At 66.2% G+C, this 19,853-nt stretch carries 15 protein-coding genes; 9 read left to right on the plus strand and 6 right to left on the minus strand.

Going from position 1 to position 19,853, the window contains the following annotated elements; all coding sequences use genetic code 11:
- Positions 1-4: 4 nt before the first annotated feature.
- From AC5P8U_RS05505 to AC5P8U_RS05520, 4 genes are all read left to right on the plus strand, one after another.
- Positions 5-1,033 (plus strand): SIS domain-containing protein, encoded by a 1,029-nt coding sequence (locus tag AC5P8U_RS05505; RefSeq protein ID WP_072167172.1) that lies wholly within the window; start codon positions 5-7, stop codon positions 1,031-1,033.
- Positions 1,033-2,181, plus strand: a complete 1,149-nt coding sequence (gene nagA, locus AC5P8U_RS05510) for an N-acetylglucosamine-6-phosphate deacetylase (protein ID WP_439426376.1) — start codon at positions 1,033-1,035, stop codon at positions 2,179-2,181. The genes AC5P8U_RS05505 and nagA overlap by 1 nt, the downstream gene beginning before the upstream one ends.
- The gene (locus AC5P8U_RS05515; protein WP_252744720.1) at positions 2,181-3,248 is read left to right on the plus strand and encodes an acyltransferase family protein; all 1,068 of its coding nucleotides are present in this window, start codon (positions 2,181-2,183) and stop codon (positions 3,246-3,248) included. The genes nagA and AC5P8U_RS05515 overlap by 1 nt, the downstream gene beginning before the upstream one ends.
- Positions 3,249-3,510: 262 nt before the next feature.
- Positions 3,511-6,537: an autotransporter family protein gene (locus tag AC5P8U_RS05520; protein ID WP_447897361.1), complete on the plus strand. Its 3,027-nt coding sequence runs from the start codon at positions 3,511-3,513 to the stop codon at positions 6,535-6,537.
- A 102-nt stretch (positions 6,538-6,639) separates the two neighbouring features.
- On the opposite strand, the gene AC5P8U_RS05525 is transcribed toward AC5P8U_RS05520, so the two are convergent.
- A complete protein-coding gene (locus tag AC5P8U_RS05525; RefSeq protein WP_072167168.1) occupies positions 6,640-7,074 on the minus strand; it encodes a hypothetical protein in 435 nt (144 codons plus the stop codon).
- A gap of 409 nt (positions 7,075-7,483) precedes the next feature.
- On the opposite strand from AC5P8U_RS05525, the gene AC5P8U_RS05530 reads away from it, so the two are divergent.
- Positions 7,484-8,527 (plus strand): S41 family peptidase, encoded by a 1,044-nt coding sequence (locus tag AC5P8U_RS05530; protein WP_438915071.1) that lies wholly within the window; start codon positions 7,484-7,486, stop codon positions 8,525-8,527.
- Complete coding sequence (locus AC5P8U_RS05535; RefSeq protein ID WP_438915070.1) at positions 8,524-8,850, plus strand: hypothetical protein; 327 nt, start codon at positions 8,524-8,526, stop codon at positions 8,848-8,850. The genes AC5P8U_RS05530 and AC5P8U_RS05535 overlap by 4 nt, the downstream gene beginning before the upstream one ends.
- Positions 8,851-8,941: 91 nt before the next feature.
- Here the strand turns inward: AC5P8U_RS05535 and AC5P8U_RS05540 are convergent, their stop codons facing one another.
- Together AC5P8U_RS05540 and AC5P8U_RS05545 are read right to left on the minus strand one after the other, a co-directional pair.
- Positions 8,942-10,426, minus strand: coding sequence for an XVIPCD domain-containing protein (locus AC5P8U_RS05540; protein WP_447897362.1), 1,485 nt, complete (start codon positions 10,424-10,426; stop codon positions 8,942-8,944).
- Positions 10,423-11,061: a hypothetical protein gene (locus AC5P8U_RS05545; RefSeq protein ID WP_072167164.1), complete on the minus strand. Its 639-nt coding sequence runs from the start codon at positions 11,059-11,061 to the stop codon at positions 10,423-10,425. The genes AC5P8U_RS05540 and AC5P8U_RS05545 overlap by 4 nt, the downstream gene beginning before the upstream one ends.
- Positions 11,062-11,746: 685 nt before the next feature.
- Between AC5P8U_RS05545 and AC5P8U_RS05550 the strand changes: the two genes are divergently transcribed.
- Complete coding sequence (locus AC5P8U_RS05550) at positions 11,747-12,181, plus strand: SseB family protein (RefSeq protein WP_072167163.1); 435 nt, start codon at positions 11,747-11,749, stop codon at positions 12,179-12,181.
- A gap of 48 nt (positions 12,182-12,229) precedes the next feature.
- On the opposite strand, the gene AC5P8U_RS05555 is transcribed toward AC5P8U_RS05550, so the two are convergent.
- A complete protein-coding gene (locus AC5P8U_RS05555) occupies positions 12,230-13,450 on the minus strand; it encodes a multifunctional CCA addition/repair protein (RefSeq protein WP_495213950.1) in 1,221 nt (406 codons plus the stop codon).
- Between the two features lie 205 nt (positions 13,451-13,655).
- Entirely contained in the window at positions 13,656-15,641 is a 1,986-nt protein-coding gene (locus tag AC5P8U_RS05560; RefSeq protein ID WP_111200770.1) for a transglycosylase SLT domain-containing protein, read from the minus strand.
- Positions 15,642-15,792: 151 nt separating this feature from the next.
- Between AC5P8U_RS05560 and AC5P8U_RS05565 the strand changes: the two genes are divergently transcribed.
- Positions 15,793-16,200, plus strand: a complete 408-nt coding sequence (locus AC5P8U_RS05565; protein WP_088497183.1) for an ExbD/TolR family protein — start codon at positions 15,793-15,795, stop codon at positions 16,198-16,200.
- 9 nt (positions 16,201-16,209) lie between these two features.
- On the opposite strand, the gene AC5P8U_RS05570 is transcribed toward AC5P8U_RS05565, so the two are convergent.
- Positions 16,210-16,551: a hypothetical protein gene (locus AC5P8U_RS05570; RefSeq protein ID WP_439426374.1), complete on the minus strand. Its 342-nt coding sequence runs from the start codon at positions 16,549-16,551 to the stop codon at positions 16,210-16,212.
- Positions 16,552-16,962: 411 nt separating this feature from the next.
- On the opposite strand from AC5P8U_RS05570, the gene AC5P8U_RS05575 reads away from it, so the two are divergent.
- Entirely contained in the window at positions 16,963-19,773 is a 2,811-nt protein-coding gene (locus AC5P8U_RS05575) for a TonB-dependent receptor (RefSeq protein WP_404830553.1), read from the plus strand.
- Positions 19,774-19,853 lie beyond the last annotated feature (80 nt).

The following is a 19,853-nucleotide window of genomic DNA, read 5'->3' on the forward strand; positions in this document are numbered from 1 at the left end:
TGCCATGTCGCTGTCAGACCCCACCGCCACCCTGATGTTCGCCGAGGCCGCTGAAGCGGCAGACGTGGTTGCCCGCCAGTTCTCGCGCAACCACGCCACCATGGAAACCCTGGCCGCCAGCCTGCGCGCCGCGCCGCCGCCGTTCGTGGTCACCTGTGCACGCGGCAGCTCCGACCATGCCGCCACCTACGGCAAGTACCTGCTGGAAACCCAGCTGGGCCTGGTGGTCGCCTCCGCGTCGCCGTCGGTAGGCTCGGTCTACGCCGCACCACTGCAGCTGCGCGGTGCGCTGTTCATCGTCATTTCGCAGTCGGGCAAGAGCCCGGACCTGCTGCGCAACGCCGAGGCGGCCAAGGCCGCTGGCGCACGCGTGATCGCGCTGGTCAACGTCGAGGATTCGCCGCTGGCGCAGCTGGCCGACACGGTCATTCCGCTGCATGCCGGTGCCGAAAAGAGCGTGGCGGCAACCAAGAGCTACCTGGCCTCGCTGGCTGCACTGCTGCAGCTGGCCGCCTACTGGAAGCAGGACAGCAGCCTGCGCAACGCGCTGGACCTGCTGCCGGACGCGATGCGTGAAGCCTGGCAGTGCGACTGGAGCGCGGTGACCGAAGGCCTGGTCGAGGCCACCAACCTGTTCGTGCTCGGCCGTGGCCTGGGCCTGGGTGCGGCGCAGGAAGCGGCGCTGAAGTTCAAGGAAACCTGCAGCCTGCACGCCGAAGCCTACAGCTCGGCCGAGGTCAAGCACGGCCCGATGGCACTGGTCGACCGTGGCTTCCCGGTGCTGGCCTTCGCGCAGCCCGATGAAACCGGCGCCGGCACCCGCGCGGTGGTCGAGGAATTTTCTGCACGCGGCGCGCAGGTGTGGCTGGCCGGTGCCGGCGGCAACCTGCCGGTGGCGCCCGCGCCACACCCGCTGTGCGCACCGCTGCTGACCGTGCAGAGCTTCTATCGCGCGATCAACGCGCTGGCGCTGCGCCGTGGCTTCAACCCGGACCTGCCGCCGCACCTGAACAAGGTCACGGAGACGGTGTGATGGCAACCGTACTGCGCAATGCCCGCATCCTGGCAGGCGATGAATTCCGCGACGATCTGGCTGTGGTGATCGAAGAGGGTCGCATCAGCGCGCTGTTGCCCGACGCCGCACCGCAGCTGGGCCACGCTGCCGAGCAGGTGGACCTGGGCGGCGGCTGGCTGCTGCCCGGCTTCATCGACGTGCAGGTCAATGGGGGTGGCGGTGCGCTGTTCAACAACACGCCGGACGTGGCGGCGCTGCGCACCATCGCGCAGGCACACCGCCGCTTCGGTACCACCGCGATGCTGCCCACGCTGATCAGCGATGACGTGGCGGTGATGCGCGAAGCCATCGGTGCGATGCGCGAGGCCATCGCGCAGGGCGTGCCGGGCGTGATCGGCATCCATCTGGAAGGGCCCTACATCGCGCCGGCGCGCAAGGGCACGCACGATGCCAGCAAGTTCCGCGTGCCTGACGAAGAAGAGATCACGCTGGCCGCGTCGCTGGACAACGGCGTGACGCTGCTGACGCTGGCGCCGGAGCGCGTGCCACTGGAAACCATCCGTGCGCTGGTCGAACGTGGCGTGATCGTGGCCGCCGGCCATACCGCAGGCACGTACGAAGAGGTCCGCGCCGGCCTGGATGCCGGCATACGCGGCTTCACCCACCTGTACAACGCGATGTCGCCGCTGCAGGGCCGTGAGCCTGGCGCAGTGGGCGCTGCGCTGGAAGACCGCGACAGCTGGATCGGCATCATCGTCGATGGCGTGCATGTGCATCCGGCCAGCCTGCGCGTGGCGCTGGCGGCCAAGCCGCGCGGTCGCCTGCTGCTGGTGACCGATGCGATGCCGCCGGTCGGTGCCGACGATCCCAGCTACGTGCTGTATGGCGAAACCATCACCGCCATCGATGGCGTGGTGCGCAATGCCGCTGGTTCGCTGGCCGGTTCTGCGCTGGACATGGCCACGGCGGTGCGCAACACCGTGCAGCTGCTGGGCCAGCCGCTGGCCGAGGCCGCGCGCATGGCCTCGACCTACCCGGCGCAGTTCCTCAACGTCGACGACCGCCTGGGCCACATCGCCGAGGGCTACCAGGCCGACCTGGTGCTGCTGGATGACGCCCTGCAGGTGCGTGGCACCTGGATTGCAGGACAGTACGAGGCCGCCTGATGAACAGTACGCCGCCGCGCCGTCTGGGCTCGATCGATGCCCTGCGCGGCATCACCGTGGCGGCGATGCTGCTGGTCAACAACCCAGGCGACTGGAGTGCAGTGTTCGCACCGCTGCGCCATTCGGAATGGCATGGCTGCACGCCCACCGACCTGGTGTTCCCGTTCTTCCTGTTCCTGGTGGGTGTGTCGATGGCCTTCAGCGTGGCACCGCGCGCGTTGGATGCCGCCGCACGCCCGGTGTTGGCGCGCGGCGTGCTGGAGCGCGCACTGCGCATCCTGGTGGCCGGCGTGCTGTTGCATCTGCTGATCTTGTGGGCGCTGCATACGCACCACTTCCGCATCTGGGGCGTGCTGCAACGGATCGCCGTGTGCGCGGCATTGGTGGGCGTGCTGGCGGTGTATGCACGGCCGCGCATGCAGGCCGGCGTGCTTGTTGGATTGCTGGTGGGATACACGATGTTGCTGCTCGGCATGGGTGACCTGGCGCCGTGGATCAACCCGGCCAGCCGCTTGGACACCGCGCTGTTCGCGCCGTGGATCTATCAATGGCATGCCGATACCGGCCTCGGCCATGACCCGGAAGGATTGCTGAGCACGCTGGGTGCACTGGCCAGTACCGTGCTCGGCCTGTTGGCCGGTGGCCTGCTGCGCAGCGGGCGTTCGACGGCACTGGCCGGGCTGGGCGTGGCGACCGCCGTGCTGGGCCTGTTGCTGGCCGGGGTGTTGCCGTTGAACAAGCCGCTGTGGACGCCCAGCTACGTGCTGTGGACCGGCGGCCTGGCCGCGCTGGCGCTGTGGCTGGGCCACGTGCTGATCGACAAGAAGGGATGGCCGCCGCTGGGCCGGCGTTTCGGGGTCAACGCGATCACCGCGTATCTGGGGGCCTCGGTGATGTCGGTGGCGTTGATGGCCAGCGGTGCCTGGGGCTGGATCTGGCAGCAGCTGGCCAACGCGATGCCGCAGGCGCTCGAGCTGGCATCGATGCTGCAGGCACTGGTGTTCGTCGCGCTGTGGTGGGGCGTGGCCTGGTGGCTGGACCGTCGCAAGATCTACCTGAAGATCTGAGCAGTCCCGGGGTCGGACCCTTTTCCGCAGGAAAAGGCCCTGACCCGATCCGCCAACGGCATCCACGCATGTGCGGCTCCCAACGCCCAGAAAAAATGAACGATTTCAGCCACATCACATTGGCGTGAGGGCCCGGCGATTTCACATCCGAAATGTGATTTTCCGCACGCAAGTTCATCTATCGAAACGATTCACATCACGGCAGACTGCATACGCAGCAGCGTGCATTTGCAGTTCCTGATTCTCTGTCCAGGAGGACTGTATGACCCGTGCCGTCCCGCGCGCTTTCCGTCCGCGCCGCCTCACCGTTTCCGTGCTTCAGGCACTGGCAGTCCCGTCCATGGTGCTGTTGACCGCCAGCGCCGCCTGGGCCGGCTGCAGCACCGTCGCTCCGGTCGCCGGCCAGACGGTCACCTGTGACGCCAACGCGCCGAATCCGCAGACGGTGCCCATCTCGGCCAGCGGCGAAGCGGGCATCACCGTCAACGTCGCCAGCGGTGCCCAGTTGCAGCAGAGCGGTGGGGCGTCGGCCGTTACCCTGGTCGGTGCAAGTGGTCACCTGTTGACCAACCAAGGCACGATCAGTTCGGTGGGGGGTGTGGCGGTCCAGCTCGGTGGTGGCAGCCGCGTCGAAAATGCGGGCAGCATCAGCACCGGCAACAACACCGCGCTGCAGTTCGTCGGTGCGGGCGACAGCGTGCTGGTCAACCGCGGAACGATCAGTGGGCGTACCGGCGTACAGTTCGATTCAGGCAACGACCGCCTGGACATGCAGGCCGGCAGCATCAGCGGCGGTGTCCTGCAAGGGGATGGCAACGACGTGCTGCTGCTGGGCAATGGCACCATCGACAGCGTCGACCAGGGCAGTGGCGATGACCGGATGACCGTCACCGGCGGCACCGTCACCGGCCTGGTAGCGCAGGACAGTGGCCGCGATGATTTCGTCATGAGTGGCGGCACGATCGGCGCGCTGCAGCAGGGCGACAACATCGATACCTTCCGCATGAGCGGTGGTCGCATCATCGGCGCGTTCGAGGATGGCGACCAGGCCTGGATGACCGCTGGCCGCATCGGCCGCGTCAACATGAAGCTGGACAAGAACCTGTGGGACCAGTCCGGCGGCACCGTGGATGGCAACGTGGTGACCGGCTTCGACACCGACACCATCATCATTTCGGGCACGGCCTACATCGGCGGCAACATCAGCGTCAGCGGCGGCAACGACAGCGTGACCATCACCGACGGCACCGTGCGCGGGCAGGTACTGCTCAGCACCGGCGATGACACCTTCAACTGGGACGGCGGTGGCATCGTCTACGGTGCGATCGACATGGGCCCGGACAACGACGTGGCCAACCTCAGCAACCTCAACCAGGGCAACCTGGGTGCGGTGCCGCTGTTCGACGGGGGCAGTGGCATCGACCAGCTCAACCTGAGCAACGTCAAGACCGCAGGCGTGGGCCGCTTCCAGAACTGGGAGGCGATCAGCCTGGCCAACAGCACGGAGCTGAGCTTCGATGGCGACCTGGTGCTGGGCGACAGCGCAACCGGCACCGGTACGCTCACGGTGGACGGCACCAGCACCGTCTACGCGGGCAGTGGCGGCCATGCCATCCGCCCATTCAACAGTGCTGCACTGGTGGAGATGGTCAATGCCGGGCGCATCGACCTGACCGGTACCGGCGCCGGCGACGTGTTCACCGTGCGCGGCAACTATCGCGGTGACGGTGGTGGCCTGTACCTGCGCACCGTGCTGGGCGCGGACAACTCCCCCAGCGATCGCCTGGTGATCGATGGCGGTACCGCCACCGGAACCACCGGCATCGGCGTGCTGAATGCCGGCGGCAGCGGCGCGGCCACGCTGGCCGATGGCATCCTGGTGGTGCAGGCCTTGAATGGTGGCCGCACCGCGCCGGGCGCGTTCTCGCTGTTCGCACCGGTCGCGGCCGGCGCCTACGAGTACTTCCTGTTCAAGGGCGGTGTCAGTGCCGGTACCAGCGAGAACTGGTACCTGCGTTCGACGCTGGTGACCGGCCCGACGCCGGCACCCAACGGTGGTGGCAGTGCCGCCCCGCCGCCGCTGACGCCGCCGGTGGCACCCCCGCCCCCCATTGCCCCGGCACCTCCGCCGCCGCCGGAAGGCGCCACCGATCCGGACCTGACCGCAGGCGAGACCGCACCACCACCACCGCCGCCGGAACCGGCGCCGGTGGCACCGCCCAGCGATCCGGCGGTGCCGGACGTGCCCGTGGCCGGCGGTGCATTGCCCGGTACCGGCGCGCCGCCGACGCCGGGTGCACGCCCGGCCGAAGGCGCGGTGGTACCGCTGTACCGCGTGGAGACCGCCGCCTACGCGGTGGTGCCGCCGCTGCTGCGCGAGACCTCGCTGGCCAGCCTCGGTACCTTCCACGAGCGGCAGGGCGAACAGCGCCTGCTGTACAACCAGGGCGCATTCCGCACCGCCTGGGGTCGCCTGGTGGGGCAGAGCAGCGAGATCCATTGGAAGGGCGATGCACAGCCCGGCTTTGATGGCGACGTGATGGGCCTGCAGGCCGGCCTCGACGTATGGGCTGCGGCGTCGGACAACCACCGCAACCAGATCGGCGTGTTCGTCGGCCGCACCCGCGCGCAGGGCAAGACCACCGGCCTGGCACTGGGCTGGGAGAACGTACAGGTGGGCCAGAACCGCCTGGACGACAAGCACGTGGGCCTGTACTGGACGTTCACCGACAGCAGCGGTGCCTACATCGACGCCGTGGCGATGCAGAGCCGCTACGACGGCCGCGCGCGTTCCTCGCGCGGGCTCGGCTTCGGCCTGAGCGGCGACGGCACCAGTGTGTCGGTGGAGGCTGGCAAGCCGCTGCTGCACTTCGGGCAGTCCGCATGGTGGCTGGAACCGCAGGTGCAGGTGATCTGGCAACGCACTTCGCTGGATGACCGTCGCGATGAAATATCGAGCGTGCGCTTCGACAACGACAACGCCTGGACCGGCCGTGTGGGCCTGCGTTTGGCCGGCCATTACCAGCTGGCCGACAACGGCTGGCAACCGTATTTCAAGCTGAATTACTGGCATGGTCGTTCCGGCGAGGATCGCATCCGCTTCGACGACGACGTGATCATCAATTCGCAGCGTTCACGCGCGCTGGAAGCCGGCGTGGGTGTGGTCGGGCGCTTCAACCGCACCATCAGTGCGTACGCCGTGGCCGACTACACGCGCGAGCTGGGCGGCGACCGCAACGAGAAGCGCCGCATCATCGAAGGCAACATCGGGCTGCGCGCGGACTGGTAGCGCCCTTGCGCTCGGGGGACCCTGCTCTGGTAGGTGCCGACCTTGGTCGGCACTGAACCTACCGACGCCACGAGCACAGTGCAGCCGAGCATAGGCTCGGCTCTACGACAACGGCGCGCACGCATCCGGCTCCACCAACGCCCCGGCATGATCGGCCAACACCACCACCGCATGCAGCAACCCTTCCTCCACCTGTGGCGGACACTGCACCTGCGCATCATCCATCTCGCGCGCCGACTGCGCCGCCAGCAACACACCGCCGCAGGCGGACAATGCGGCAAGACAGCGCGTCGCCTCGGCCAGTTCCCGGCCGCGCGCCTCGCTGAGTTGCCGCTCGCGCCACGCCTGGCCGTCGGCTCCGTGGCTGTGTGCGATGCCGCGCAACCGGGCGAAGAACGCCGACTGCGGCGCCTGTTCGTCGGCTTCGGTGAGCGCATCTTCCAGCGCTTCGGCTGCCGTAGTGGACAGCTGCAGGTCGGGCAATGCAGCACCGAGCAGTGCCTGCAGGCGCGGATAGGTGGGGTAGGGCGTGTTCATGGCAGCAACCTCACAAGGCAAGGCCACCTGCGGGATGCAAGGTGGCGGGCGGTGCGGGTTGGCGTGCCGGTCAAAATCAAAGCGAAAAAGCCGACGGATCACGAGGATCCCCACGCACCGCCCACCATGGGCAAGCCGGTGCATTGTCGCGACTGCCGCTGATGCGGCAAATCGATCGCTTCGATGTTTGATTCGGGACGCCAATCCCGGTCAGCGCAGGAAGCGCCGACGGGGGCCACCTTGGCGCGTTGTGCGCCGCGATGACATGGGCAAAGTTGCAATGTAGTGACTGCACGCAAGCCGCCTTGCTGCAACCAGCGACCGGGCCGGATACGACGGTTCGCGCGTGGCGCAAGCGATCATGCCCCGGTTATGCTGCGGTCCTGACTCAACGACAAGGAAGCGTCGCATGCAGGTTCGCAAGGGAGTGCGTCGCATCGGCGCGCTGATGTTCGTGTTGCTGGCGACCGGCGCCATGGCCGATACGCCAAGCACGGTCGAGGTGCCCTCGCCGGAGGCCCTGGCCGAGATCCTCAGCCTGCTTGAACGCCAGGCGCTGTATCGCGATCGGGTGGACTGGCCCGCCATCCGCATCCGCCTGCAATCGGCGCAGGCCGACCCCGCGCAACGGCTGGCCGTTCTGCGCGAAGCCATTGCGCTCAGCACCGGCCACCATGGTGCATGGACCACGACCCAGCGCCAGCGTGAATCCCTTGCGCGCGCGCAGCAGGCCGGTGCCGCCGCCGTGGACCAGGCCAAGGCCGTCGATGCGGTGGATGCGCGCATCGGCTGGGTGGTCATCGAGGGCTATGCCCCTATGCCCGGCGCGACGCCGCAGGAGAAATTCCGCCAGGACATCCAGCGCGCCGCGCGGTGGCAGCAGGTAATCCGTAGCAAGGACGACGGCATGCGCTGTGGCTGGATCGTCGACCTGCGTGACAACAGCGGTGGCAACATGTGGCCGATGCTGCTGGGCATGGCACCGTTGCTGCGCACCTCGGTGGTGAACAACGAAGATGTGGGAGCGTTCGAAGCCGCACAGGGGCCGGAGCGCTGGACGTTGACCGCGACCGCTGTACAGCGTGCAGGCAAGTCGGTGCTGGACTTCGGCCAGTCCGGCTATGTGCTGCGGCAGCCCGGCGCGCCGGTGGCGGTGCTGTTCGGGCCGCGCACCGGCAGTTCGGGCGAGGCCTCGGTGCTGGCGTGGCGTGGTCGTCCGCAGACGCGGAGTTTCGGTCAGCCTACTGCGGGTGTATCCACTGGCAATGTCGTGCACACGCTTGCCGATGGCAGTCGCCTGCTGCTGACCACCAGCGTGATGCGGGACCGCAATGATCGTGGTGATGGCTTGAAGATCGAGCCCGACCAGCGCGTCGACGGGGACGCCGCCACCGTGGCCGCCGCCCAAGCCTGGCTGCTGGCCCAGCCCGCCTGCCAAGGCACCCGGTCATGATCCTGATCGGTCAACAGGAACGGGTGCTGATCGTCGGCCCCACCGAAGCCCACCACTGCCTGCGCTGCCAGACCGAAACCGAATTCGCCCCGCAGCTGCGCTACAAAATGGCGCGCATCGACCTGCTGTTCGGCTTCACCTACCACCGCCGCTACGAACTGGCCTGTACCCGTTGCGAGCACGGCTGGGTGCTGGATACCGAGACCATGGACCAGCAGCTGGGTGGGGTGCCGATCCCGTGGCGGCACCGCTTCGGCCTGCCGTTGATGCTGGTGGTGGTGGCGAGGCTGGCGGTGGCCGGATGGATGTGGCGGCACCTGTAGGCCTCCTAGAGAGAGAGGGCGGGCCGACATGGCCTCAGCAGGTCGTTCCAACGGGCGCCGGCCTCAAGTAGGGCCAAGCAATCACGCTGGCCTAGCCCATGCGCATCGCGGTTCGAATCTGCTCTTGGGTTTGCTCGTGCTGGGCGACCTGCTGTGCCTGCGAAGTCTGCTCGGCCTTGGCGAGCGACTGTTCTACGGGTGTATTGACGGCCTCGCTGACCGCGATCGACGCCCGCAAGTGTGCCGGATTGTCGAGCGCTCCCTGCACGACGAACATGCGAGGGCCTGAACCATCGCTGGGAGGATCGCCCAAGGCAACATGATCGACGCGTTCCAGGCCGCTGTGCTTGGCCTTTGCAAGCAGGCTGGCCGTCATTCGCTCGCTGGTTTCATCGAAGCTGCGCCCGTGCTTGGCATCCACGGCAGATACACCGTCGCGAATCTGCCGGTAGAGCGCATGGTCGGGGTGGCCGTCCGTTCGGGGATCCAGGCCTGCCTTGTCCAAGGTTGATTCGATGCTTTCCTGCAATGGACTCTTGGGAGCAAAGCCTGGGTGGCTTAGAGAGGGCGAGCCCTTTTCGGTTGTCTCATGGACCAGACGCTCCCCAGGTTTCAATGCACTTTCTGCGCGCTGCACGGCTTCGGCTTCGCGACGGGCGTACGCTCCGGCTTCCTCAGTGCCGCGAAGGTGATTGACCCCGTCGCGCAGGAGTCCAGGGCCACCGCCGACAAGTACGGTCGCCCCCAGCCGCAACTGGTGGATGTCTTTGCGATACTCCGCTATCCGGCGTAGGTCCTCGGCATCAGTGATCCGCGCCTCGGGGTCGTCCAGTACGGACTGCACTGGGCCCTTGTCGGTCATACGGTCAATGAAGTGAACCATTCGATGGGAATCACCCAACTGGACCGCAACCGCAGCGGACATGACATGGCCGCTTTTCATCCCAAGCGATACGAGCGAGGCGATGCGCTGGCCCTGCTCGGCATCGCGCAAGACTCCCAGTTCCTTGGGGAGTGCGTACATCTCAACCTTGCCGTAATGAGGGCCGGCCGCACTAACCAGGTCGCCCGCCATCACATGGTTGGTGAAGGGCGCCGCATTGGCCGGCTGGCCTTCAGGCAGGCGATACGCCAGCCCGGCAGCGCCGTAGGGGTTGAAGGCGTCGCCAGGAAGATTGTAGTGGTGGGCAGTGATCTGCGCGAGTGCGCCGCCTAGGGAATGTCCAGTGACGTACACCGGGCCATATCCGTTTTCCTCAGCTTGCTTGATTGCCTGCTTGGTCAGTACGAGGGCATCATTAATCTGTGCGTTGACTCTGGCGCTGACCATCGCTGCGTCGACGCCGCCATCAAGTATGGCCTGGCGATCAAACTCGGTGCCTCGGTGGGCGATGATGATCTCGTTGGTCTTGATGTTCCGGTACACAACGCCTTGATAGCCGCTGACTGCGTCACGTCGCCCTAGAACTTCGAAGTCTTCACCATCAACGCGCAGCGATTCCTTATCGCCTGGAGCTGGATGTGACGGTGGGGAGTAGGCTGCATTGGCCAGGGCTGCATTGGTTAGAGGTCTCATGGGACGATTCCTTTCGAAGGAGACGATATCTCTATGGCAAAGTACTTCTGCTTCTCGATATCAGACAATCTGTTGTAGCTATACTGGGACTGCGTTCGCACCCACCCAGGCGTCGAACTCTTTGTTTGCAGGGTCATTTGACTGTCTGCGTACGAAATCGATGTGAGTAGTTTCTTCAGTTCGAGATGGTGGACGGCAACTGATATGAAGCCTTCGCGTCCCTCGGAAATGACTGGGAATGAAGCTCGAATGATGCTGGGTTTCCATTCGCATGGCCCACGCCCGTAATAGTCAGCGACTGCCATGCCGTCCTCGAACACGGTGCTGCTGAACTCGGTTGCACTGACGCGTTGTACTGGGAACTCTACTGACTGCCGTTGGGGGGCGTACTGCACACCCTCGTAGTTGTTGATCGGTGGGAGGCAGAGCGGATCTATCTCGTAGGAGACGAAAACCTTCGGGAGGGTGAGCTCCACAGGCGCATCGTGGACCCGGATCACAATCGGTAGTGCATCCTTGGGTGCAGGATTCTCGCGATAGACCGGGTATGAGCGTTCCTTGTTGCATCCAGTAACGGCCAGTGTGATCAAGGCGATCAACGCCACGTGAGTGAGGGGGGGGGAGGGTTTCAGCATGAGCGGTCCATGTCGCTGATTGAGGTAGGCGCCTCTTCAGGGTTACTACGGGGCACGGTTCTCTGCGCGTGACGATACCGGCAGGATTGCCCTGATCCTTGATCGGCTGGACAGGAGGGAAGGCCGAGGAAGACGGCGCCATGTACCGCGCTACGGTGCACATCTGACAGGTTGCGCTGCTCGTGCTGCCAGCTTCCTTGGCCTTCATCCATGCATGCCTGTGGCGCGAGGCCTTGCGAGGTAGCGTTCATCGGCGTTCCGTTGCTCTACGTCATCCGACTATACGATCCGCTCCAGCCGTGCTCAAAGCTCTCGGTCATGCCAGTCTCAACGTCCTTCCAGGATTGAGTGAAGCGACGCCGGCACAGGGTCAGAAGCGAATCGGACACATTGACGATTTCGTCAAACTGTTGGAGCAGGGTCTTAACAATTACCTCGTCGAACGGCTCAGGGGGGAGCAGCGTTCGCAGAATCAGCGGCCGGCCGTATCCTGCCCGCCGTGCTTTCCTCCCAAGGCCATCAAGATTTCCGCGGCCCCGATTCCCTTTGGCTGGATCCAGACCGGTGAGCGCTGGGCGCTTTGGAATAACGGTCGCCGACGCCCTGCGTGTCCCTGCCAATGCGCTGTCGTGCCTCACCCTAGGCCTGTTAAAGTCTGCCCTGCAACCACGTACCGGAACCGACCATGGACCACGACACCCCGTTCGAACCCCTCAACGACCTCGAGGTGCGCCTGCTGCAGGCCCAGGACGGTACGCTGACCGCAGCGCAGTTCCTCGACGGCCTGCTGACCTCGACGGCGTTCGTGCTGCTGGACAAGGCCATCGGCGAAGATGGCGCCTGGGACGAGAGCATCTCGCCGCTGGTGCTGACCAGCGAGAGCGGTGAGCCGATGTTCGCGGTGTTCACTGCCCCCGAGCGCGCGGGCCTGTGGCACGAGCAGCTGCCGCAGTTCGCGCATGCCATGCCGATCGCGGTGCACGCGCTGCTGGCCGGCATCGGCGAGGGCGTCGGCCTGGTGCTGAACCCGGGCCTGGACGTGGGCATGGAGATGATTCCCGATGCCGTGGCCCAGCTGAAGCAGCGTGCGGCGGCGATTACCCGTGGGATGGCGCATTGAAGCCAGTGATATAGGGGTGCCGGCCAGCGGCCGGCACTACCAGGTGCTTCAGCGGGCGGCGGCAATCGCCTTCACCCGCGCCTTGGCCAGCGCTTCACCGATGGCCGGGCCCTTCAGATGGGTGGTATCCAGATCCCGCGCCTGCACTGACAACGCCGCCTGGTGCAGTCGCTTGAGCGTTTCGCCCTGCGGGTAGTCGGCGTCCTCGAAGCCGAGACGGCCACGCTTGTCGGCTTCGCAGCACAGTGCGATGCGCGCCACGCGCTCCGGCCGGCGCAGCGCATCACAGCGGCCCAGCAGTTCCAGCACGGTGGCATCGCGCAGTTCGTCGATGCGGTGCACGTTCAAGTGCTCGCGACACACCGCTTCAGCCAGCTGCTGGTGCTCGGCTGGAATCTTCAACCGCGCACACAGTGCCTTCAGCGGCTTGATGCCGCGCTGCTCGTGCATGATGTGGCGCGGCCATTCCTCCGGCGGGGTCAGGCCCTTGCCGAGGTCGTGGGTGAGCGCGGCGAAGCCGACCAGGTCATCGCCGGGGGCCAGCTTCGCGGCCATGTCGCTGACCATTTCCTGGTGGATGCCGGTATCGACTTCCGGGTGGAACTCAGCACGCTGCGGCACGCCGTACAGCGCTTCCAGTTCGGGCAGGATCGGGCCCAGGGCATGCGCATCGTGCAGTGTGCGCAGGAAGGCGGAGGGCCGCTCACTGACCAGCGCCTTGCGCAGTTCCTGCCAGACGCGCTCGGGCACCAGCGCGTCCAGCTCGCCACTGGCGGCGACCTCGCGCATCAGCGCCATGGTCTCTTCGGCGACGGTAAAGCCCAGCGGCGCAAAGCGCGCCATGAACCGGGCCGCGCGCAGCACGCGTAGCGGATCCTCAACGAAGGCCGGGCCAACGTGGCGCAGCACGCGTTGCTCGATATCGCGCACACCGCCATAGGGATCCACCAGCGTGCCGGTGTCTTCGTCACAGGCAATCGCGTTGATGGTGAAGTCGCGGCGCTGCAGGTCTTCGTCCAGCGTCACCGTCGGATCAGCATCGACCACGAAGCCGCGATAGCCGCGGCCGGATTTGCGCTCGGTGCGCGCCAGTGCGTATTCCTCGCCGGTCTTCGGGTGCAGGAACACCGGGAAATCGCGGCCAACCGCTGTGTAGCCCTGCGCTTCCATCTGCGCAGGCGTGGCGCCAACCACCACCCAGTCGCGGTCGCCGGCAGGGCGCTGCAGCAGGCGGTCGCGCACGGCGCCGCCGACAAGATAGATCTTCATGGGGGAATGATCGCACGGTAGGCGCAGATGTTCCGGTAGTGCCGGCCGCTGGCCGGCAACCGCAGTCACCCCGAAGCTGCCGGCCAGCGGCCGGCACTACCGATGCAGCGGCCAGCCCGAGCCAGGCCAGCAGGCTCATCGTTTCCCTCCCCACGGAATGGATACCGGGGAATGCCGGCCAGCAGCCGGCAGTACCGTGTTGCGGTCAATCGCCACCCTGCTCGGCGTCGGCCGCGCAGCTGAATTTCTTGCGCTTGTCCACCAGGCGCCCCATCAGGCGGTCGCTCAGCGGCAGGGCATCACCATTGAGGCGCCAGTCGTAGATCACGCTGAAGGCCAGAACGCGGGCAACGTACTCGCGGGTTTCCTTGTAGCTGATGGTCTCGATCCACAGGTCCGGATCGAAGCCCGGGCGCTGGCCCTGCCAGCGTGCGGTCGGGGTCGGGCCGGCGTTGTAGGCGGCGATGGTCACGTACGGCAGACCGTCGTACTTGTTCATCAGCTGGCGCAGGTAGGCGGTGCCGATGGCAATGTTGGTGTCCGGGTCGTACAGGCTGTCGGCGCCGCCGTAGCCGGTCAGGCCGATCGACTTGGCCACGCTGGCACCGGTGGCCGGCAGCACCTGCATCAGGCCCATGGCATTGGCAGGCGAGCGCGCACGCGGAGTGAAGGTACTCTCGGCGCGGATCTCCGCGGCCACCCAGGCCGGGTCGATCGCGTTGCGTGCCGATTCGCGGCGGATGGTGGCGTCGTGATGCAGCGGGAAGCGCAGGTCGTACAGGCGCTGTTCCTGCGGCTGCTTGCCGAGCGCGAACACGGCGCGGTCGAACCAGCCGTTGTCCTGCGCCACGCGCACGGCGAGGCGGCGCTGGGTGTCATCGAAGCGCGACAGCGCGCTGTTCCATTCGGCCACGGCCCAACCGGCGCGGTCGATCTGGTACAGCGCCATCGCGCGCTGGATGGCCGGGTCGCGCGCGATCACCGCCTGTGCCTGTGCGCTGTCGTTCGGCTTCCACGGGCACAGGGTGTAGCCCTGCTGCAGCTTGTCGGCGGCCAGGAAACCGTGGAAGGTCGGTGCGCGTGCGGCTTCGCGGAACAGCGGCTGCGCCTGCTGGGCCTGGCCGGTTTTTTCCAGCATGCGGCCTTCGAAGTAGCGCCAGCGCGGGTCGCTGCGCTGCTTGCTGCCCATCTTGCGGATCGCGGCCAGCGCTGCCGGCCAGTCGCCGCGCGACATCGCTTCGCGCACGCGCCATTCGTGCAGGCGCTCGTCGTAGGCCGATTCGGGTACCGCGTTGAGGCGGCGTGCCGAATCGGGCAGGTAGGAGGCCACCGTCCACAGCGCGATCTGGTACAGCACCTGGCCCTGCTGGTCGGCACTCAGGCCGAGCGCCTGGGCGTACTGCGGCAGCTGCTGCTCGGTGGCGCCGGGGTCGGCCTTGGCCAGCTTGGCCAGGCCATCGGTGGCGATGCGCCGGCTGCGCTCGTTGCGCGGCCAGTTCAACGCGCTGGCATTGGGCTTGTCGACAAAGGCTGCGTAATTGTTCGCCAGCGCCAGGTCGGCGGCGGGCAGGCCGCGTGCGGCGCTGCGCATCACCGCCGGTTGCTGGGCATCGGCGGCGGCATCGATGCGTTCCCAGCGCAGGGCGTCGCTCAGGCCACCCTGTGCCTGCAGTACGGCAAAAACGGCATCACAGCCGTCCGGCAGCGACTTGCCGTTCTTGCGCCACAGATCCTGCGCTTCACTGATCCACTGCGGATCGACCCTGCCCGTCACCTGGCGCGCGGTCAGCTGCGCACAGCGCAGGCCGGGGTTGTCGGTGGGCGCCCAGTTGGCCAGCAGGGTCGGCCAGTCCTGGCGGCGTGCGAGCGAGGGCAGCCACACGCTGCGGAAGGTGCTGGCCACGGCCTGGCCGTCATAGCGCTTGAGGAAGGCCTGCGCCTGCGCGGTATCGACGGTGTCGATGTTGCGCCGCAGGTTGGCGTACTCCAGCCAGCCATAGGCCGGATGGCGGCTGAGCGCAGCGGCCTGGCCAGGATCGTACTGGCCGCGTTCGGCGGCTGCGATCGCGGCTTTCAGCTGCGCGTTCTGGGCATCGAGGGACTGGGCATTGGCGCAGCCGATCAGCAGCGTGGTGGCCAAGGGCAGCAGGGACAGGGCGGTCGAAGTGCGTCGGGTCATGGCGACCAGCATAGCGGGCGATGGCTGAATTCAGTTTCGCATTGCGTGCACGCCCGGCGTCGGCAACGACAGCTGAATGAATCCGCGCAGGCCCCTGCCGCACGGGGTCGCAGGCGTCGTAACGTCGGCCCTGGGCGAACGGCCCGGCTGCAGGGAGCGGCACATGGCGTTCAGTAGCGCAGGAGGAAGCGGCCCGCTGGCGGACATCAATGTCACGCCACTGGTGGATGTGATGCTGGTGCTGTTGATCATCTTCATTGTGACCGCGCCGATCGTGGCCCGGCCGATTGCCGTGCAGTTGCCGCAGGCCACCGATCGCGTGGTTGACCGTCCCGAACCGCCCCCGCCGATCGAGCTGCGCCTGGACGCTGGCAACCAGCTCAGCTGGAATGGCCAGCCGATGGCGATCAGTGAGCTGCAGGCGCGCCTGCAGGCACAGGTGGGCGAACATGCCGGCAACCTGCCGGAGCTGCGCATCGCCACCGATCCGGCGGCCGAGTACGAAGGCATGGCGCGGATATTGGCTGCGGCCGAGGCGACCGGCATGGAGCGGATTGCCTTCGTGCGATAGAGCGTTGTCTCACTGCCGCTCATGCGGTGATTGCAGCATGAGCGGCGCTTGCCCTGCTGACAGTGTCGCATCCAGGATCCGCAGAAAAGCCATTTCAATCTGCGCCGGAACCGGGGTCGGATGTGCTCGCCACCTTCTGGTCTCAGGGTCATGTTCAACGTCGAAAGCGATCAACTCGGCTCTCTCGAAATCCACCACAACCGTCAACCCCTCTCCTGAGGCCGAGGCCGCATCGCTGGGAGAGAGGCAGTTGTTGCACTCGATCACGCCGCCTGCCCTCGATTCGCCTGCCAGAGGAAGAAGCAGCGTGATCACCATCATGACGCTCGGCACGGCAGTTAGTGCTTTCATGATCGATCTTCCCGCGAATGGCTGGAGGTGCGAGTCTGCACCGGGTCGATCAAGCGGGCCTTCTGAATGAAGGAATTTCAGACTATTCCTGAAATGGTTCGGCAAAGGCACTTTCATGCGCGCGGCAGTTTCCGGCGCGCGCTGTCGCGGCCAGCATCAAAGCGAAGGCGGCGGAACATTACCGTCCGGTTCTAAACGGCACTCATCTGACGCAAATGTCATGCAATTGCGTCAATTTCGCGTGAAAGAGTGTCGATCGTCACGCCGCGATTTTTACCGCTTGTTTACAAAGGAGACGCTGCCGCCATGCAGGGGGAGCACGGCAGTCCATGTCCCGACATTCCTTTGGAGAGAGAGCGAATGAATCACCTGCACCACCGCCCGTTGGCGGTTGCCGTCACGCTGTGCGTGATGGCCCTGGCCCCGTTGGGTGCCGCTGCACAATCCACCACCAACCTCGACGCGGTGGAAGTCACCGGTACCCGCATCAAGCGCGCTGAAGTCGAAGGCCAGGTCCCGATCCAGACCCTGACCCGTGGCGACATCGAACGCACCGGCCTGACCTCGATCGGCGAAGTGCTGCAGCAGCTCACCGGATCCGGCTCTGCGCTCAACGCCAAGTTCAACTCGTCCGGCAACTTCGGTTTCCCGCCCGATGGCAGTGGCGTGGGTGCCGGCTCGGCGCAGGTCGATCTGCGCCACCTGGGTGCCAAGCGCGTGCTGGTGCTGGTTGACGGCATCCGCTGGGTCAATGAGTCGTCCGCATCGGGCGTCGGTGCGGCCACCGACCTCAACACCATTCCGCTGGCCATCGTCGAACGCATCGAGGTGCTGGAAGACGGCGCGTCGTCGCTGTACGGCTCCGATGCCATCGCCGGCGTGGTCAACATCATCACCCGCCGCGACTTCGATGGCGGGCAGGTGACGCTGAACTATGGTGAGTACAGCAAGGGCGACGGCACCCAGAAGGGCGTGGACCTGGCGTGGGGCAAGAGCGGTGATCGCTTCAGCCTGTTCCTGGGCGCCAGCTGGACCAAGCAGGACCCGGTATTCGCCAAGGATCGCGAGCAGTCACGTTTCCCGATTCCGGGCACCGGCCTGGCCTTCGGCAGCGGCGGCATTCCACAGGGCCGCTTCGCCTTCGTCGACCCCAACACCGGTGCCGAGCAGGACATCGTGCCCAACAGCGGCGTGCCCAACCCGCGTTACGACGGCAGCGCCGGCTGCAACCGCAGCGATGACTACCACTGCTTCACCAGCGCCGACCGCTTCAACTTCGCCGAATACAACATGGTGCTCACGCCGTCCGAGCGCAAGGGCCTGTTCGGTCAGTTCCGCTTCGACATCACTGACAACGTGCAGTGGTACATCAAGGCACTGGGCAACCGCCGCGAGTCGACCAACCAGGCCGGCCCCGAGCCGCTGTTCTTTGGTCCCGATGGCGCCACCGGCAATCCGTTGGCCGACAACATCGTGGTCTCGCGCCTGAACCCGTACAACCCGTTCGGCTTCGACCTGGTGTCCTCGGGCAACATGAGCCTGATCGGCCGTCGCCCGGTGGAAGGCGGTGCGCGCGTGTTCAAGCAGGAGGTCAACACGACCTACGTGGCCACCGGCCTGGTCGGCAACTTCCAGGCGGCCGACCGTAGCTGGTATTGGGACGTCAACGGCATGTACAGCAAGAACAAGGCCGAACAGACCAACTACGGCAGCTACAACATCTACAACGTCAACATGGCGCTGGGTGACCCGGCGGTGTGCGCGGCTACCCCGGGCTGCGTGCCGTTGAACATCTTCGGTGGCGTCGGTTCGATCACCCCGGACATGCTGAAGTGGATCCAGCCGGTGGTGCGCGACCGCAGCCAGAACGAGCTGAGCCTGTTCACCGCCAACCTGTCCAGCGAGCTGTTCTCGCTGCCGGCCGGCCCGGTGTCCTTCGCCACCGGTTTCGAGTACCGCAAGTACGAGGGCTGGTACCAGCCGGATCCGCTGACGGTGATCGGCCACTACAACGGCGTGCCGTCGCAGCCGACCTCCGGTTCCTACGACGTCAACGAGGCCTACCTGGAGTTGAGCGTGCCGATCTTCGCCGACTCCTCGTTCGGCAAGAAGCTGGACCTGAGCCTGGCCGGCCGCTATTCGGACTACTCCACTTTCGGTGGCGAGTTCACGCCCAAGTACGGCCTGCGCTGGCAGGTGACCGATGACTTCGTGCTGCGCACCACGTACGCCGAGGGTTTCCGCGCACCGTCCATCGGCGAACTGTACGGCTCGGCCGCACGTGCCGACCTGCAACTGTTCGATCCGTGCTCGGTGGGCCTGGGCGGTACGCCGCCACGTGGCAGTGCCGCCAATTGTGCCGCGCTGGGCGTGCCGGCCGGCTTCCAGCAGGCCAACTCGCAGATCTCGGTGACCACCGGCGGCAATCGTGATCTGGAACCGGAGCGCTCGCGCAGCTTCAGCACCGGCTTCGTGTGGAGCCCGTGGTTCGGCAACAACGCGTCGTGGTCGGAGCGCTTCGATGTGGAGGTGACCTTCTACCGCCACGCCATCGATGGTGCGATCCAGGCCATCAACGCGCAGACCCAGCTGGACCTGTGCGTGGACACGCTCGACCCGCTGTACTGCGATGGCATCACCCGCGCCAGCACCGGTGCGGTCAGCAGCTTCAACAACCGCCTGACCAATCTGGGCTCGATCAAGACCGACGGCTGGGACGTGGACCTGTTCTGGACGTTGCCGCAGACCTCCTTCGGTCAGTTCAAGCTGGCGTGGAAGAACACGTTCGTCGGTCGTTACGAAGCCACCGGCGCGGCCGGGCAGAAGCAGCCGCAGAAGCCGGGCGTGGAAGTGGCCGACAGCTCCATTCCGGAGTGGACCAGCAACGCCAGCATCGCCTGGACGATGGACCGCTGGAGTGCGAACTGGACGGTGCGGCACATTTCCGAGCTGACCGAGAACTGCGGCGATGCCGTGGCATTCCCGGTGTGCAGCAACCAGGCCGACGGCACCAACACGCTCTCGGCCACCACCTTCCACGACATGCAGGTGGGCTACAAGATCGACTGGATGAAGGGGCTGCAGCTGACCGCGGGCCTGAACAATGTGTTCGACAAGGATCCGCCGATCTGCCTGTCGTGCTCGTTGAACGGGTATGACGCCTCGACCTACGACATCCCGCGTGGCCGTTACTGGTACCTGCGCGCGGACCTGCGGTTCTGATGTGAGGGGGGCAGCGCCGGTCAGTTCCGGCGCTGCCTTGCGGATGTAGCGCCGAGCCCGCACTCGGCTGATTCTCTGAG

This window comes from Stenotrophomonas sp. YJH_SMC_81 (genome assembly GCF_059370875.1).